The sequence below is a fragment of the Nitrincola iocasae genome (assembly GCF_008727795.1).
Lineage (GTDB): Bacteria > Pseudomonadota > Gammaproteobacteria > Pseudomonadales > Balneatricaceae > Nitrincola > Nitrincola iocasae.
Genome location: NZ_CP044222.1, coordinates 4,050,882 through 4,064,682 on the forward strand (window position 1 = coordinate 4,050,882; position 13,801 = coordinate 4,064,682).

Here is a 13,801-nt window from a genome sequence, read left to right on the forward strand (position 1 = left end):
CTTAAGTAGAAAACGTAAGCAAATCATCGCTTTCATAAAGGCGTTTTTCTGACCTTTTCATACCCAGTTTTTGAAGCAGGCTCGCTGATGCTAGATTGTCTGTCACGGCTACACCATAAACATCTGAAACCATACCAGTTTCCAAAGTGAAATTTAAAACAGCTTGCGCAGACTCAAAAGCATAGCCTTTGCCTTGGTACTCTTCGAGTAGACCATACCTGATGTCTGAGTATGTTGAGTTTGGGATTTTCTCTATACCTGAGTAACCTATTTTTACTGCTCGGTTATCTTTTAAGGAAACAATGAAAGTACCAAAACCCTTTGACCAGTGACTCACTTTTTCTGCTACATACTTCTCTATGTACTCCAGGTTATAAGGTTTACCACCGGGTAAATATCGAGTTATCTCTACTGAAGTGAAAAGCTTGGTATAAATATCAATGTCTTTCAGTGTCACTGGCGTCAGTATTAATCTTTCTGTTTCAATCATTGAACTTTCCCATTCCTCTTGAACATATAACAGCAAGCGCACCACCGATTAGCCAAAGCCGTTCCCTCTGAACTCTGGAGCGACATACAACTCACTAATATAGATACCAAAGCCATCAACCAAGGCTCGGAGGTATCCACAGATCTTGCCTTTACTTTCGCACAGAAAGGTTTCACTTTCGAGCAGTGATTTCTTGAAGGTATCAATTGCATCGTCGCTCAAAAACGAGCTCCAATCTGGCTCCTTTCCCAGGAGGAATATTAACTCAAGCTCGTGCTCTTTCTGGTATTTCAGGATGTTGCTCATAGGGTAAACTTCATTATTCATAGTGGCTGTGATTCCTGTCCCGCCGACGCTTGTGGAGACGAAATAATCCACAACTATTGTAAAAGAGCTGTGGGTGTCCTGCCGCCAGTACCTTGAACAAGGTGGTGGGCTGCGTCTATGCTGATCAATAGGCATTTCCAGAAAACCAGTGTCTTGGGAGCGACCGAATCATGAGCTACCCTTACCAACCGCAGACTTTCCGCAGACACCCAAGCCTAGTGTTGTCAGCCTTAGTCGCGCTGGCGCTGCTGGGTGCCTGCAACAAGACCACGACGGACATTCCGTTGGCGACGCTGGTCGAGCAGCATGCTGAATATAATGGCCAGACCCTGACGACCATTGGCATTGTCCGGACCTTTGATGTGCCCCGACATTACTGGATCGAAGACGATGACCTGAATCGGGTTGCCATAGAACCGGACGAGGCCGTGTCAGATTTAGTGGGCAAGCGGGTCCGGGTAACCGGACACTACCGAGCAAGCCGTGAGACAGGCCGTGTGCTGGAGGCTACCGAAGTTACCCTACTGGATACAGAGTCTAAGTAGCTTGTTATGTTGCACTCTTAGAACCCTGAGTTTGGCTGTTTAAGGAACGCCTTTTCTTCTTCTGTCGAGTTACGCCCCAGAATTTTATTTCTATGGGGGTAACGGCCAAATCTATCGATGATTGCTTTGTGCTTGTACTCAAAATCCAAGCTATTTTGAATACCTAACGCTTCATACAATTTTACTGCTTCCACGTGGATTAATTTTGACTCACTGTGCATAAATGGCATATACAAAAAAGAACACTGAATATCAGATAGCTGTTTTTCTAAATTTTTTGAGATTGCAAATTGCGCTAAAGCAAGAGCCATAGGATCACAAGCAAATGAATCAGGTGTATCACGGTAGATATTGCGTGAGAACTGATCAAGAACGATAACCTCGGCAAGGCTGCCAAGCGCTGTTTTTCGCCATGAAAAAAGCTCTCCGGCCTTAGCTTGATTATGAAGATATCCAAAACGCTTTTGGATCATGGAATCAAGCCTGTCATCGGCGCATAAAATTGGACGCTGTGTGTACTACATGCTGAAAAATCAAAAGGTGTTCGATGAAAAACGTTTCTTAGCCGGTTAAGTCGCGGGGCAAGGTGAGCTGAACGTCTAACTGGAACACCCTGGCTGATGCTCAAATGAAGATTGGGTTACCCTTAGCCATAGCTGAACCACCCATCTTCTGGCACAAGACCGTAGCCTGTGCGAATTAATTAGACGCTTTGTCGCCGCGCACTACCATCAGCAAGGTGGTTTGCATCTGTACTGAGCCTGAAACTAACTGGCTTGGAACCCAACGCTTTGAATAGTGCCAGCCACAGGTTAACCGATGAATGTCTCGGCTTTGGCATCCTGCGTTGCTCTATCGTCTGGCAACCACAATGACAGATAGAAGCAGTCTATCTTGCTGATGGACAACAGACTGGCCGCTAACGCGGCCAGGAGAGCGGTTTTACCTATTGACTCCGTGAGGGCTCATATGGGTTAAGCTTGTTTACTAGGGTTTCCTTTCTGCTCCGCCCAATTTAAAAGCGCGTCCAAAGCAGGACACAGTGCCTGCCCCCATTCAGTTAACCTATATTCAACCTTGGGTGGCACCTGAGGGTATACCGTACGCTGCACAATCCCGTCCGCCTCCATCTTTCGTAGCTGCTGAGCCAGCATTTTTTGCGAGATGCCGGGGATGAGCTTCTCGAAATCAGAATAGCGTTGCACTTGTCCATCAAACAAATGGAATAGAATAATGAGCTTCCAGCGCCCTTCTAGTAATTTAATTGCTTCAAGCGCTTCAGCCGCTGCACTAGCAGGCGTATAAATCTTTCTCATAGGTATGTGACTTACTTTTAGGTGCGTTCTTGATTATTTGTAAGTGCAAGCAGAAACTTCCTAGTAAGCAATATTAAAGCCGGAGAAACATAAATGAAAATTCAGTTAACTGCTCCCCTCGACAAATACTTTGACATCAGCAACGGCATAGACTCTGCCCGAGTATATGATTGTTTCACACAAAGCGCGACTGTGCATGATGAGGGTGGCACTTATCAGGGTCTTGCAGCTATTAAATCGTGGCTACAAGAAACTCGGAAAAAGTACCAATTCAACTCAAAGCCTATAAGTATTGCCAAAAAAGGGCACCAAGAAATCGTGGTGGCAGAAGTCAGCGGCAATTTCCCAGGCAGCCCAATACAACTGAATTATGTCTTTGTACTTAACGACGGAAAAATTCAATCACTGGAGATCTCCTAATGGTTATGGATTTAGCTCTAAAAGGCAAAAAAGTGTTGGTGACTGCCGGTACGAAAGGAATAGGTAAAGCAGCTGTGACGCTGTTTAGAGATAGTGGCGCGAACGTAATTGCGGCGGCACGAACCCGTCCTGCCTCGTTTCCCGAAGAACTATTTGTCGCCGCAGATCTTACAACAACACAAGGGTGTAATACTGTAATTGATGCCGTCAAAAAACGTCTCGGCTGCATAGACGTAATTGTCCATGTTTTGGGCGGCTCTTTTGCACCGGCAGGTGGTTTTGCGGCGCTAAGCGAAGACGTATGGCAACATGAGTTGAATCTCAATCTTTTTCCCGCAGTTCGTTTAGACCGCTTATTGTTGCCCGCCATGCTGGCGCAAGGGGAAGGTGTTATTATTCATGTTACGTCCATTCAACATGTACTTCCTTTACCAGAGTCAACCACTGCCTATGCTGCCGCTAAAGCTGCACTGTCAACATATAGCAAAAGTTTGTCTAAAGAAGTCTCACCAAAGGGCGTTAGGGTTGTCCGTGTGTCGCCGGGATGGGTTGAAACAGAGGCATCAGTGGCCTTAGCCGAACGGCTTGCCCAGCAAGCAGGCACCGATTACGAGGGCGGCAAGCAAATCATTATGGCATCACTTGGTGGCATTCCGCTTGGGCGACCGTCAAAGCCTGCTGAAGTAGCAAACCTGATCGCTTTTCTGGCATCTCCACGCGCGGCGTCTATTACTGGTGCAGAGTTTGTTATTGACGGAGGAACTGTGCCTACAGCTTAACGCCAACCTTCAGCGGAGCAGGCGCGTTAGCAGCTGCGTCCGCTGGAAGGTATTGTTAACGATTTGTTCACGCAAACCGTCTAAATCTACCACTCATTCTAAGACCATCTCTCATATTCATCCCCATCAAGATGAGATTGATTGCACCAGCAAGCAATTCGACGCCTTGCACTACGTAGAAATTAGTATCAAAAGCGTCTACGGATGCCCAACGATCAAGAAATACTGCGCATGGAATTAGCACCAATATTCCATTGGCACCAATAAACGGCATTCTCTTCTTCTTTTGTAGTACGAGCTTTCCCCTTCTTGATTTTGCTAAGGCGAAACCACTACCGCCAGTTAATGCAATGGAAGGAACAAGGATAAACAAGCCTGGCCATACAATGAGACTTTTCAGGGTTGCGATGGATTCCTTTGTACCGAAAAGCTCAACGAAAATAGTTGCCGAGAAAAACGTGGCAATACACAAGACGGCAACGGATGCTGCAAGTCGATGGAGTATGAGCGTCATGGTTTCCTCCGGGATTGCTAGTTGGTAACATGTTGTCATTATGTGAATGGCGACCATCGTTGTCAACATGTTGTCAAATCACCGAAGGATTGCATATGAACGACACTCAGAAAGGCCCGGTGTTCACCGAAATTGTTCTTGAAGTATTCAAGCTGGGAGGGCTCCTTGTAAGTGAAGGTGACCATATGGGTTCGGAATATGGCATTACGAGTGCTCGATGGAAGGTTTTGGGTGCTCTTTACCTAGCGGGTGAACCACAAACTGTACCTCAAATAGCCAGAAGCATGGGGCTGACGCGACAAGCTGTACAACGACTTGTTGATGCCATGCGTGAGGATAAACTTCTGTTTTTCCAGGACAATCCAGGACATAAGCGCGCAAAGCTTATAAGCCTCTCGGAATTTGGGAATACGGTATTTTTGAAGTTGGATGAAAAACAATCGGGATGGGCAATGAAATGCTCAATAGGTATCACCAAGACAGAACTTGAGACAACACTGTCTGTTCTTAAGCGAATCTCCGACTCTATTGACCGATAACGCTTTACTCACCGGAAAATTGCGAGCGGCAGCGAGTCATTTTCCGGTGAGTAAAGCTTTAGCCATTATTCTGCGGCATTTAAGAATGCCAACTTAGCACCAAAACCAATAAAGACGACGCCAGTAACCGACTTTAACCATTTGGTAAAGCTAGCACTGCTTGTAAGATCCTTTAACCGAGCTAGCAAAAAGACCATGGCAGAAAACCAAACTAAATTAATGAAGGCATGTGCTGAAACCAGGAAATATACTTGGTAAGCGCTCTCACCTATAGACAAGAACTGCGGAAATGCCGCCAGATAAAACATGGATACTTTAGGATTCAGCATATTAGTGAGAAAGCCTTCAACGAAGGCACCCCGGGTGGATATGATATTTTGCTTCTTTTTAGAGGATAGCAATGCTGTTTTTTGCTTGTTACTCCAAACAGCCAAAAGCGATTTAATACCTATCCAGCAAAGGTACCCTGCACCCAACAGTTTGAAGATGAAGAAAGCTTGAGCGGACTGTACGAGAAGAATCGATATCCCAAATATGGACAAGGTTCCATGGACATAAAATGCCGCCACAAACCCCCAGACATTAGCAAATCCCGCCTTACGTCCAGATGTGGGTACTGTTTTAGCCACCAACACACCATTTGGGCCTGGTGAAATCACTAGCAAGGTAGCCACAAAAACAAAAGTCAGCAGATTCACGATATCCATTTTTCTTCCCCTCTTGGTTTAATCGCACTTGGGCGGCAAGCTGCGTTTGTTAGCACTAATAGTTACCTACCTGGTTGCCATTCTTTGTGCGTAGGAATACCTTCATACTCCAACCACTCAACATCGTGATCTGTCAAATATGAGCCTCAGGCCGTACACCGGGATCATCATCCAAAGTTGCGACTCGCAAAATTATATGTTGCTGGTTGGGTCTTTCTGCTACGAGATGTGAGCCGCAAACCGAGCAAAAATGCCTCACTTTTCCAGGACTCGATTCAAAGCTCGAAAGCTTCTCTGCTCCCTTTGCCCATCGGAAATTTTCCCTCATGACACCTGCTGTAGGTGTGAAAGGTGCAGCGTGCGCTTTTTTACAGGTTTTGCAGTGACAAAAGATAATAGGCATATCCAGTGTAGAAACCTCGTATTCTATGGCTCCACACAAACAGCTCCCTTTCACAGACTTACCTCCCAAAACAGTTATAGCGCTGTTATTTTTTTAATTATCATTAGTAGCTTTTTTAATTAATTTGTTTATAGAAGACTCTATTTCTTCATTAATTTGGCAAAGTGGAAGTATGAGCGCTTTTGACTTGTCCGTGAAAAGATAGAGGCTATGCTTATCTTTTTCTACAGACTGTATGCACTGCCAAGTATAGGTGGATGTGCATAAATGGTTGGATTCAGTGATTCCTGAATCTGATATTTCTAATTCCCACTGCCCTAGCACACTCCCTTTCTCATCGGTTGCCGCTGCCACGTAGAGACGCATATATATTTGTTGCCAACAATTAACTAAAACAAACCAAATGCCAAACGCTACCAATGCTCTATTAAGATGTTCGTAGCTATAACAGCATTCACTGTCATAAACCGAGTACATTTCTAGAGCGAAGAACGCCAGTAAAAACCAATAGAAGATACTGAACAGTGTAACTTTCCACTTCATTCCTGGAGATTGATTGATTCTGGCCATGGTGAACTTATTGAAATGGCTAAAGTCATCTTTGCTTAGGCTAATAGTGAACTTCATGCTTCCCCTAAAATGTGACCCAGTGCTTTGCTTGGTTATGAGTTTCCTGATCTCTCAATATCTTCACCGAACATGATTCGATGCCCCTCAGGTGTTGCTACGCCAAACTCACGTATGCCCCAAGGCTTATCAGATATTGCCTGAAAAATTTCGGCACCGCGCTGCTGATAATCATGATAAATCTCGTCGATGCCCTCGCAGTTTACATAAGCGAAGTACGAATGTTCATGTGTATCGCGGGCCGGAAGCTCGTCTGGACAGTGCCCCAACATGATGTGAAAACTACCGAGGCTCAGAAACGACCAGCCGTCCACGCGGAACCGAACGGAAAAACCAAGCTTGTCGAGAAAGTAGCTTTCGGTCTTCTCAATATCCTTGACCGCCAAAACATGCTGGGTGGCTTTTACTTCAAACACAAATGACTCCCTTTATGCGTGTAGATACTCATAACGTCGCGTTGAGCGCCTTGCGCCGCGAGTGTGTTCGAACGCTTAGTTAGAATTCACCGCTATTCAATTCCAACCGACGAAACATGAGACTTCCGCCACTCAGCAACGTCACAGAAACCCTCCATTTCCACCAATAGCCCTCTTGTAAAGGCATACAACTCGTCACCTTCGTTTGTCATCTGAGAGTTCTACGCTTTAATGCAGCCAACGCGTTGATTTGTTATGACTGTCCAAGCACATGTCGTATGCCCATGCGATTAATATAATTAGTGGGTCACGTATCAATAAGTACACAGGGCCCCATTGATGCCCTCAGGGGTATCAACTAATGACTAGCATAGTTATACATTTTACTCTGACCAGACGGCATATTCATTACCATTTGGATCAGTGAAGTGGAAACGGCGACCGCCAGGAAAAGTGAAAATATCTTGAACAATTTCCCCTCCAGACAACTTTACTTGTTCGAGAGTGGCCTCTAAGTCGGCGCTGTAAAGAACAACCAATACACTTCCATTGCTGGTAGTGGCTACACTGTCTGACTTAAAGAACCCACCATCCAGTCCAGCGTTTTTAATGGCTACATATTCAGGGCCGTAGTCTATAAACGACCATCCAAAAGCATCAGCGAAGAACCTTTTTGTTGCTTCAAGGTCTCGTGAGGGCATTTCAATATAGTTGATTTTCCCGGTCTCTTTCACAGTTTTCTCCTTGATGCCTAACGTTGTTCACCCGTACGGCTTTGCAGTGAAGGCGAAGCCGCGAAAAGCTGTCGCTGTACCTGGCCTTATTATCTATCTCTTCGGATGAACTTGGCAATCTTACAATCCTCTGACACTCGTTCTACGCGGTCATTTAGATCGGTAGCTTCAGTATCTAACTCAGGTTGCCGGGGAAGCTGCTTTGGCAACCGGATATTTTTTACAATGCCCAAGTTATGCCGTGCATTCAGAACCCACCAGCCTGGATCTGGTTCATCGGTATACAGACCAAGCATGGCCGACACAGCAACGGCCCGTCAGGGACATCCGCGCGGCTGCAAACCACGTACTGCTGCGAATTGTTTTAGTCAGACCGTAACTCTTCGAACGTCATAACACCTCCTCAATATGAACCATTTGGATGTATTCTTTAATCAGTTTACTCATGCCACTCAGTACATTTGGTGGATAATGCGCAGCTGGCAGCCAATAGCCGATTCAAGTTCATTAAGTAGCTTTTCGGAGTCTTCGCATCCAGGATCGCCAGCGCGCAGAACGAATCGACTAAAGCCCATGGGCCACTTGTAAGAGAGGTCGTTCAAAGTTAATTTCTCTTCGCAACAGGGCATGGGTAGTTGGTCGAGTTGAAAGCCGCCCTCATCCGAGTAGTCTTGCTCCATGAGTTCATGCCATTGATCAACCCTAAGCTCGGTGTTGCAACTTGGGCAATGAATAGACTCGAAATTCTCACCACAGTCCCTGAAAACGATATGCTCGTTCGTTTCAGGTGTTATTTCCGATATATGAAGCCAAGCTCGTTGAATCAGTGCGACTGCCGCATCCTGCGATCCCTTACTTGGGACGAATTTTGGGTCGGCAGGAATGAAGCAGACATAGTGTTCTGACATTTGTATACCTAACGAGCCTGTAGAAAAACCAATTTATAGTGCATCAATCTTTCCTCGGTGCTCGATTTGTTCATTTATAATGCCACTCCCTTCAATGTCTGTTTCGGCGCTCTCGGGACTGGCATTTCTTTGTCTTACTGCCACATCAGTCAACAGTGGCCTGATTGATAAGGCTTTCAGCCGGGCTTACGCCTTCGTTGCTTCAACTACTTAACTGTCCGTATTTTGCCAGTTTTTCAACATTATGCACCAAGCAGTACAACTGCCACTGGCCCTGAACCTTGCTTTTGCCGCGCAAGCTAAAGCGGTTTAGCCTTTTGTTGGTCCCAATGTTGCCGAATACCGGTTCCACCACAGACATTCGGTGACTATAAATCTGCTTACCCTTCGGACTATCCACTCGGTGTTTCATCCAGTCGGTGTAGGTGGGTGCTCTTTGATCATTAAGCGCAAAGCTCACTTGCCTTCCGGCTCCTTTGCGATGGTCAGCTGATGTCGGATTTTTCATGCAACTCGCTTTTTTAGAACAATGACGGCACTGGAGCAACCGACCTTCAAAGTAGGCTGTAAGTTGGCCGTGTTCATTAGTTCTGATACCTCGATGACTTATTTGCTCACCCGCTGGACATCTGCACGTCATCGTCACGGGATCAAACTGGAACTCACTGGCTGGAATAAGGTGTTTAGCTTTAGGGTTACCGGGTGTCTGGTGGCGCTTGCCGTATTTGTCTTTCTGGTGTGCGAATTTGGGATCACGGCTTCTAAACTGATTGTCAGGAATGTAACCGTTGATCTGGTTCTGGTGAAGATATTCCATATTGGCTTCATTCGCAAAACCCGTATCGGCCGTCGCTATGATGCCACTTGCATATACGTTGTCATTAATGCCCAGTCGTTGATAACGAGCCTTGATACTTTCCAATACTGGTTGCAGGGTGTGGTGCTCTTGTCCTTCACCGAAGGCTTGAGCATCAATGACAATCTGATGCTTTTTATCGACGGCGGCCACACCGTTGTAACCTTGAATGGTGCCTTTACTGGTGGTCATTTTTGCTGATTCAGGATCAGTGATATTACTCTTCACTTCCTTGCTGCGTTTGCCCTTGCCCATCCTTGGCTGGCTGCGCTTTAAAAAATCACCGATCTTGTTGGCCGCCGCATCCAGTGTCTGGATGGTCTTGGCCTTGCGAATATCACGCTCCAGCGCTTCTTCGCTTTCATGGGTATCCTTTTCCTGATGCTCACTGAGGTGATGCTGGATCAGGCGTTTGAGCTTCTGGCGCTTTTGTTCCAACTCCTTAAACGTACCAGACCATTCCTTCGACGCATTGGAGCGCATCTTACAGCCATCGATGGCAAAGAGTTCATGACCCAGCAACCCTTGTTGATCACAGATCAGCAGCACCTGTTCAAATAAGGCTTCAATCGCCTGGCCTCGGCTACTGATAAAGTGAGCAATCGTGGTGAAGTGCGGCACGGTATCGCAGGATAACGCTTTGAAGATGATATTGGTTTCGCAGCACCACTGGATTTCACGGCTGGAGGTAATGCCCTTTGAGTAAGCAAATAAAATAATCTTGAGCAGTATAGCCGGATCATAGGCTGGGCGGCCTTCAGCATCATTTTTATAGGGCTGATGAAAAGCAGACAGGTCGAGTTTTTCAGAGATCAGGTAGTGTAGCGCAAATTCAAAAGTACCCGGTTGAATCTGTTCCAAGTAGTTGATGACCACCATCGACATCTGGTTGTAGTCGTAATGTTTGAATCGAGCCATCCCAGAGCCTCCGTCTCCTGAAAATCTCATCAGACCATAGATGAAGAGGTTTTTCTACAGCCTGAACGCCCGGCTCTGCGGCAGGAAAAAGAGTAGGCCATTTTTTGGCCGGAGCTTTTGCCTGTCCGGCAGCAACTGTTTGTTAACAGTTTATTGCCACTGAATTTTGAGGTCTTTATGTGACTGCGCGCAGTCGCGCAGATAGAGATTAATGAGGCTCTGATACGGAAGGTCTTTTTCTTCGGCCAGATTCTTGAAATACGCAATGGTATCTTCATCCAGCCTAATCGTAACCTGCTTCTTGAGCTTCTTGGCGTAAGGATTTTTTACGGAGTCTGAAAAATCGTAATGATCACGCATGCCTATACCCTTCATAAGTCTTTCGCTCTCGCTTATCAGCCTTTCGCGCAGAGATGATTCGAATGGTCTCACCGTCTCGGATCCTCGTCAGCAGCATGCTCAGGATCCGCTATTAGACGACCGAACTCGTCTGTAAAGGCGGTTTTGGCCTCATCGAACGAGACGTCATGCTTCTTTCGATTAGCGGCATCCTTACGAGGATCCCAGTCAAAGGTGAGATGGCTCATGCATTATATTGTAGTTACAATGTAAGTATTTTCAAGGTGCTGAGTCAGATACTGTTAACGCCCGCCATCACACACTCGTCGCGTGGATGGCCTTGTTAGCATTCGTTATCTCATGTTGGCTAAACACTTGAACACCATGCCTGCGCAGCAACGCGACCGTAACCCCAATACCCGAAATCCGGTTACCTGAAAAGCTACCATCGTAGATGAAAGAGCTACCACAAGAAGGACTGGACTCAGCCAGTACCGCTATCTCAATGCCAAGCTTTTTGCACAGTTCCAATGCAATGGAGGCACCTGCAATGAAATCGTCGGTGACCACATTTCCGCCTTTTTCAACAACGTCGGTTTCACCATCTAACACCATGTTCCCGTTACCTTGGAAAATCTCCGCAGGTTTCCTGGGGATACTCATCCCGGCCTCAACTTCCGGGCAGACTGAAACGACCCGCCCCTCAGATACCTACTGCTCGATAAGTTGATCATGTACCGAAAGGCTTCCGCCGTCGTATCTAACCTTTCTCCCTAAAAGGCAGGCACTCATTAATACCTTTCTCAAATTGCCACCTCCGAGGATTGTGGTGCTAACGAGCCTGTCGGATTAGACATTTTGAAATCAAAATCCCGAGCATCGACAGCCCCTTCCTCATTCTGTTAATTGTGACCTGCTCAAATCAGGTAAATATTGCCACTCATTCAAACAGCCGATACTCTTTGGTTTAGGCTATCACAGTCACCATTTAGTAGATTATGACTTAACTCAATGCCTTTATTGCCCCTGTGTCGCAATCTTCTCAAGGTTATGCACCATGCAGTACATCAACCACTGTGCGTTCACCTTGGATTTACCCCTCAGGGTAAACCGATTCAAACCTTTGTTGCTTTCCAGGTTACCGAACACTGGCTCGACTGTTCCCAAGCGCTGACTGTAGATATGGCGGCCCATTGGACTGTCGATCTTCTGCTTCATCTTCTCGATAAAACTGGACAGGGGTTTGCGCTCACCCAGTGCAAAGCTAACCTGACGTCCATCTTGTTGATTAGCTCGGCGCAGGCACTGATGTTTTAGAGAGCAGTCTCGACAGTGTTGGCGGTAACCCTGGAAGCTGATGGTTTCTTGTTCACCTATCACTCCCTTGAAGCGTTTCCACATCGGTTGACCTGCCGGGCAGCGGCAGGTTTCAGTCAGCGGATCATAATCAAAGTCAGCGGGTGTGAAGCGTTGTGCCACCTGGCCACCACGTTCTTTACGCCGTTGTGCCTTGGCTGTCTTGAAGGTTACGGACTCAGCAAAGCGTGGATCGCGTTTACGGAACTGGTTATCGGCAATGTAACCATCGATACCCAAACGATAGATCAGCTTCATATTGGCATCACTGTGGAATCCACTGTCAGCCGTAATCTTGGCTTCACGCAGAATCGATGAGTCTGGTTGTATCTGCCGGAACTGGCGGTGAATCCCCATTAGCATGGGTTCCAGGGTGTGCTGTTCTTGACCAGCGCCATAGGCGTGAGCATGGACGATGATCTGGTGTTTGTTATCGACAGCCGCTACGCCATTGTAGCCCTGAATGACACCTTTCGATGTCTTCATCTTGGCACTATCGGGATCAGTGATATTTCCTTTTACCGGTGTGCCACGCTGACCGAGCCGTTCAGGCGCGGTCGCCAAGTGCTTTTTTATCTTGGCAGAGACCTTTTCAAGTTTTTCAATCTGGGCCTGTTCACGGGCGAGGATTTCAGGCGGTTGATCCTGACGGTCACCTTGCTGATGCGCGGTCATCATGCGTGAAACCGCACGGTCTATCTTAGCTTGTTTACGGTTTAATTCGGCTCGCGTACCACTCCACTCTTTGGCTGCATTAGAGGGTAGCTTGCAGCCATCAATGGCAAACATCTCCCGACCAATCAGATTGAGCCCATCACACACCATCAGAACATGTGTAAACAGCGGCGCGATCACTTCCTCCATGCGGGAGATAAAATCTGCAATCGTGCTGTGATGAGGTTGGCTGTCAGCCGACAGCGCCATGAAAATCACGTTCTCTCGACATGCCTGAGCAATCTTGCGGCTACTGGTGATACCTCGGGAGTAAGCGAATAACACCACCTTAAGCAGAATTGCCGGATCGTATGCCGGAGCACCGTTGACGTCATTGCGATAGCGGGATTCAAACACGCTGAGATCGAGGTCATTATCCACTACGTGGTTCAGCGTATACTCAAAGGTGCCAGGTTGGATCTGATCCGCGAAACGTAGCGGAATCATCTTGGTCTGGTTGTAATCGTAGTGTTTGTACCGCGCCATCCCTTGCTACCTCTGATCTCAAATTCGATTCAGCGATTTTAGCGGATCACTGCGCCACCAGCCAAGAGCTGGAGGACTTATCCGACAGTCTCAACGCCTTGCTTAGCGGGCAATTGAAGCGCAGCGTAAATTGTTCCGCTGCAGCTGATTGTTAAGCTATACCCCATACAACGGTGGTATGGCTTAAACCTTGCATTCAATCAGACAACTATTAAACCGAGTTAGACCCTATTATGAACGAAAAATTTAATATGTTTGATGCGATACGCAGAAATATAGAATTTAACAAATCCAAAGGATTTTCAAATGAAAATAATCTATCTGCACTCTCATTTCTAGAAAAATTTGAGATTATGGGAGACTCTCCAAAAATTGATACACATGCCTAACACCGCCAACACAGGACG

20 protein-coding genes and 1 pseudogene are annotated in these 13,801 nt (G+C 46.7%); 5 read left to right on the top strand and 16 right to left on the bottom strand.

The window, feature by feature from the left end; all coding sequences use genetic code 11:
* Position 1: 1 nt before the first annotated feature.
* Both F5I99_RS18730 and F5I99_RS18735 read right to left on the bottom strand, forming a co-directional pair.
* Positions 2 to 490: a GNAT family N-acetyltransferase gene (locus F5I99_RS18730; RefSeq protein ID WP_151058695.1), complete on the bottom strand. Its 489-nt coding sequence runs from the start codon at positions 488 to 490 to the stop codon at positions 2 to 4.
* A 48-nt stretch (positions 491 to 538) separates the two neighbouring features.
* Complete coding sequence (locus F5I99_RS18735; RefSeq protein WP_191905899.1) at positions 539 to 817, bottom strand: GNAT family N-acetyltransferase; 279 nt, start codon at positions 815 to 817, stop codon at positions 539 to 541.
* Positions 818 to 987: 170 nt separating this feature from the next.
* Between F5I99_RS18735 and F5I99_RS18740 the strand changes: the two genes are divergently transcribed.
* Entirely contained in the window at positions 988 to 1,362 is a 375-nt protein-coding gene (locus tag F5I99_RS18740) for a hypothetical protein (protein ID WP_151058699.1), read from the top strand.
* Between the two features lie 17 nt (positions 1,363 to 1,379).
* Here F5I99_RS18740 and F5I99_RS18745 read toward each other — a convergent pair whose 3' ends face one another.
* A complete protein-coding gene (locus F5I99_RS18745) occupies positions 1,380 to 1,835 on the bottom strand; it encodes a DUF924 family protein (protein ID WP_151058701.1) in 456 nt (151 codons plus the stop codon).
* Positions 1,836 to 2,336: 501 nt separating this feature from the next.
* Positions 2,337 to 2,678 carry a winged helix-turn-helix transcriptional regulator gene (locus F5I99_RS18750; RefSeq protein ID WP_151058703.1) on the bottom strand — a complete coding sequence of 114 codons (342 nt, stop codon included), beginning with the start codon at positions 2,676 to 2,678 and terminating at the stop codon, positions 2,337 to 2,339.
* A gap of 93 nt (positions 2,679 to 2,771) precedes the next feature.
* Between F5I99_RS18750 and F5I99_RS18755 the strand changes: the two genes are divergently transcribed.
* Together F5I99_RS18755 and F5I99_RS18760 are read left to right on the top strand one after the other, a co-directional pair.
* Positions 2,772 to 3,098, top strand: coding sequence for a nuclear transport factor 2 family protein (locus F5I99_RS18755; protein ID WP_151058705.1), 327 nt, complete (start codon positions 2,772 to 2,774; stop codon positions 3,096 to 3,098).
* The gene (locus F5I99_RS18760) at positions 3,098 to 3,877 is read left to right on the top strand and encodes an SDR family oxidoreductase (RefSeq protein ID WP_151058707.1); all 780 of its coding nucleotides are present in this window, start codon (positions 3,098 to 3,100) and stop codon (positions 3,875 to 3,877) included. The genes F5I99_RS18755 and F5I99_RS18760 overlap by 1 nt, the downstream gene beginning before the upstream one ends.
* A 67-nt stretch (positions 3,878 to 3,944) precedes the next feature.
* Here F5I99_RS18760 and F5I99_RS18765 read toward each other — a convergent pair whose 3' ends face one another.
* Entirely contained in the window at positions 3,945 to 4,391 is a 447-nt protein-coding gene (locus tag F5I99_RS18765) for a hypothetical protein (protein ID WP_151058709.1), read from the bottom strand.
* 95 nt (positions 4,392 to 4,486) lie between these two features.
* On the opposite strand from F5I99_RS18765, the gene F5I99_RS18770 reads away from it, so the two are divergent.
* Positions 4,487 to 4,930 carry a MarR family winged helix-turn-helix transcriptional regulator gene (locus tag F5I99_RS18770; protein WP_151058711.1) on the top strand — a complete coding sequence of 148 codons (444 nt, stop codon included), beginning with the start codon at positions 4,487 to 4,489 and terminating at the stop codon, positions 4,928 to 4,930.
* Between the two features lie 65 nt (positions 4,931 to 4,995).
* Here the strand turns inward: F5I99_RS18770 and F5I99_RS18775 are convergent, their stop codons facing one another.
* From F5I99_RS18775 to F5I99_RS18830, 11 genes and pseudogenes are all read right to left on the bottom strand, one after another.
* A complete protein-coding gene (locus tag F5I99_RS18775; protein WP_151058713.1) occupies positions 4,996 to 5,637 on the bottom strand; it encodes a LysE family translocator in 642 nt (213 codons plus the stop codon).
* Positions 5,638 to 5,770: 133 nt separating this feature from the next.
* The gene (locus F5I99_RS18780; RefSeq protein WP_225307680.1) at positions 5,771 to 6,040 is read right to left on the bottom strand and encodes a GFA family protein; all 270 of its coding nucleotides are present in this window, start codon (positions 6,038 to 6,040) and stop codon (positions 5,771 to 5,773) included.
* A gap of 93 nt (positions 6,041 to 6,133) precedes the next feature.
* Complete coding sequence (locus tag F5I99_RS18785) at positions 6,134 to 6,667, bottom strand: YcxB family protein (RefSeq protein WP_151058715.1); 534 nt, start codon at positions 6,665 to 6,667, stop codon at positions 6,134 to 6,136.
* A 35-nt stretch (positions 6,668 to 6,702) separates the two neighbouring features.
* Positions 6,703 to 7,083 (bottom strand): VOC family protein, encoded by a 381-nt coding sequence (locus F5I99_RS18790; RefSeq protein ID WP_151058717.1) that lies wholly within the window; start codon positions 7,081 to 7,083, stop codon positions 6,703 to 6,705.
* Between the two features lie 383 nt (positions 7,084 to 7,466).
* Positions 7,467 to 7,817: a VOC family protein gene (locus F5I99_RS18795; protein ID WP_151058719.1), complete on the bottom strand. Its 351-nt coding sequence runs from the start codon at positions 7,815 to 7,817 to the stop codon at positions 7,467 to 7,469.
* Positions 7,818 to 8,269: 452 nt separating this feature from the next.
* Positions 8,270 to 8,725 carry a hypothetical protein gene (locus tag F5I99_RS18805; RefSeq protein ID WP_151058721.1) on the bottom strand — a complete coding sequence of 152 codons (456 nt, stop codon included), beginning with the start codon at positions 8,723 to 8,725 and terminating at the stop codon, positions 8,270 to 8,272.
* 202 nt (positions 8,726 to 8,927) lie between these two features.
* Entirely contained in the window at positions 8,928 to 10,499 is a 1,572-nt protein-coding gene (locus tag F5I99_RS18810; RefSeq protein WP_151057091.1) for an IS1182 family transposase, read from the bottom strand.
* 150 nt (positions 10,500 to 10,649) lie between these two features.
* Positions 10,650 to 10,859, bottom strand: coding sequence for a BrnA antitoxin family protein (locus tag F5I99_RS18815; protein ID WP_151058723.1), 210 nt, complete (start codon positions 10,857 to 10,859; stop codon positions 10,650 to 10,652).
* Between the two features lie 68 nt (positions 10,860 to 10,927).
* Positions 10,928 to 11,086 carry a BrnT family toxin gene (locus tag F5I99_RS18820; protein ID WP_225307485.1) on the bottom strand — a complete coding sequence of 53 codons (159 nt, stop codon included), beginning with the start codon at positions 11,084 to 11,086 and terminating at the stop codon, positions 10,928 to 10,930.
* A gap of 67 nt (positions 11,087 to 11,153) precedes the next feature.
* Positions 11,154 to 11,645: pseudogene (locus tag F5I99_RS18825) on the bottom strand (DUF523 domain-containing protein).
* A 210-nt stretch (positions 11,646 to 11,855) separates the two neighbouring features.
* Positions 11,856 to 13,394, bottom strand: a complete 1,539-nt coding sequence (locus tag F5I99_RS18830; protein WP_151056215.1) for an IS1182 family transposase — start codon at positions 13,392 to 13,394, stop codon at positions 11,856 to 11,858.
* Between the two features lie 233 nt (positions 13,395 to 13,627).
* Between F5I99_RS18830 and F5I99_RS19750 the strand changes: the two genes are divergently transcribed.
* Entirely contained in the window at positions 13,628 to 13,783 is a 156-nt protein-coding gene (locus F5I99_RS19750) for a hypothetical protein (RefSeq protein ID WP_225307486.1), read from the top strand.
* Positions 13,784 to 13,801 lie beyond the last annotated feature (18 nt).